General features: G+C 48.6%; 4 protein-coding genes. All 4 read left to right on the forward strand.

Going from position 1 to position 1508, the window contains the following annotated elements; translation table 11 throughout:
• The first annotated feature begins 431 nt into the window (after positions 1 to 431).
• Positions 432 to 596 (forward strand): hypothetical protein, encoded by a 165-nt coding sequence (locus AACP44_RS09255; protein ID WP_339340243.1) that lies wholly within the window; start codon positions 432 to 434, stop codon positions 594 to 596.
• A gap of 2 nt (positions 597 to 598) precedes the next feature.
• The gene (locus tag AACP44_RS09260; protein WP_339340244.1) at positions 599 to 754 is read left to right on the forward strand and encodes a hypothetical protein; all 156 of its coding nucleotides are present in this window, start codon (positions 599 to 601) and stop codon (positions 752 to 754) included.
• Positions 755 to 761: 7 nt separating this feature from the next.
• Positions 762 to 1115, forward strand: a complete 354-nt coding sequence (locus tag AACP44_RS09265; RefSeq protein WP_339340245.1) for a hypothetical protein — start codon at positions 762 to 764, stop codon at positions 1113 to 1115.
• Between the two features lie 92 nt (positions 1116 to 1207).
• Positions 1208 to 1508: hypothetical protein (locus tag AACP44_RS09270; RefSeq protein WP_339340246.1), on the forward strand; the 301-nt coding region annotated here is incomplete at its 3' end.

Genomic DNA, 1508 nt, shown 5'->3' on the forward strand with positions numbered 1-1508 from the left:
GCACTCACTGGTCAAATCATCCCCGGAGTCTGGTAATGCCACAAGGTAAAGGAACATACGGTTCAAAGGTTGGTCGCCCTAAGAAGAACGGCAAGGCTGCTAAGCTCAAAGCAAAAAACCCTAAGATGCCTGCAAAGGTAGCTAAGGCTATTGCTAAAAACATGAAGAAGTGACATGGCACGTAAGAAGGTCCGCAAAAAAAATGTCAGTCTAAAGATTGGCAAACATAAATCTCGCTCCGGTGGCTTGACAAAGGCTGGCCGTGAGAAGTACAATAGAGAGACGGGATCAAAGCTCAAGGCTCCTCAGCCTGGCGGTGGTCCACGCAAGCGGTCCTTCTGCGCTCGCATGTCTGGTGTCAAAGGACCAATGAAAGACAGCAAGGGTCGTCCTACACGGAAGGCTCTTGCACTACGCAAATGGAAATGCTAATGAAAAAGAAACGTAATCTTAAAAAAGATTTTAATACTGGATACGTTGGTCAATCCCCATTTCCAGCTAACGCGCCTTCAATAAAAGACGCTAAACCCCGTAAGAGTACACCTGTAAAATACTATCCGGGTCTAGGCGTTGCACCTACAATCAAGAAAGCTTAATCATGGCTGCAAAGAAAGGTCTTTACGCAAACATCCACGCCAAGCGCAAGCGTATTGCTGCTGGCAGTGGTGAAAAAATGAGAAAGGTTGGTAGTAAAGGAGCACCTACCAAAGCTAATTTTACCCGCTCCGCTAAAACTGCTAAAAAGAAAAAGTAACACACACATGAAATCTATTATCGCTTCCGGTCTCCTCCTCGGTATGGCACACGGTGCCGCTATTGCCGGTCCTTACGTGAACGTTGAGAACAACGCTGGTTTTACCGGCTCCGACTTCACCAGTCAGACTACCGACTTCCATGTCGGCTATGAGTCTGAAGGTCTTTTCGGTTCTTGGGGAGTCCAAGGCGGTCCTTCTGTTGTCGTGCCTGATGGTGGCGAACAAGAGACCGTGCTGACTGGCAAGATCTTTGGCTCTGTTGCCGCCTCCGACAAGCTCTCCGTCTATGGTGAGCTGTCGGCTGCGTTCGATGACACCAACACCTATGGTACCAAGGCTGGTCTGAAGTATAGCTTCTGATCCATACAGCCCGCCACTGGACGTGAGCCTTGGGCGGGCTTCATTAAAGTGCTCAAATACATACCCTCGTAAACAACAACCCCGCACTTTTAATGACCGCTGTACTTCAACAACAACAGAGGTCTACCTGGGATGAGTTTTGCTCCTGGGTAACCTCTACTAACAATCGACTTTATGTTGGCTGGTTTGGTATCCTTATGATTCCTTGCCTGCTGGCTGCCACTATTTGTTTTGTAACTGCATTTATTGCCGCACCCCCTGTAGACATCGATGGAATCAGAGAACCAGTCGCAGGATCCCTCCTGTACGGAAACAACATCATATCGGGAGCCGTCGTACCGAGCAGCAATGCCATCGGACTACACTTCTACCCAATTTGGGAAGCTAGTACAC

Source organism: uncultured Oceanicoccus sp. (assembly GCF_963968385.1).
GTDB lineage: Bacteria > Pseudomonadota > Gammaproteobacteria > Pseudomonadales > Dasaniaceae > Oceanicoccus.

Excerpts from the sequence above, each read along its gene's own strand:
- AACP44_RS09260 (WP_339340244.1), top strand. The coding sequence starts at position 599 with ATGGCTGCAAAGAAAGGTCTTTACGCAAACATCCACGCCAAGCGCAAG.
- AACP44_RS09255 (WP_339340243.1), top strand. The coding sequence starts at position 432 with ATGAAAAAGAAACGTAATCTTAAAAAAGATTTTAATACTGGATACGTT.
- AACP44_RS09265 (WP_339340245.1), top strand. The coding sequence starts at position 762 with ATGAAATCTATTATCGCTTCCGGTCTCCTCCTCGGTATGGCACACGGT.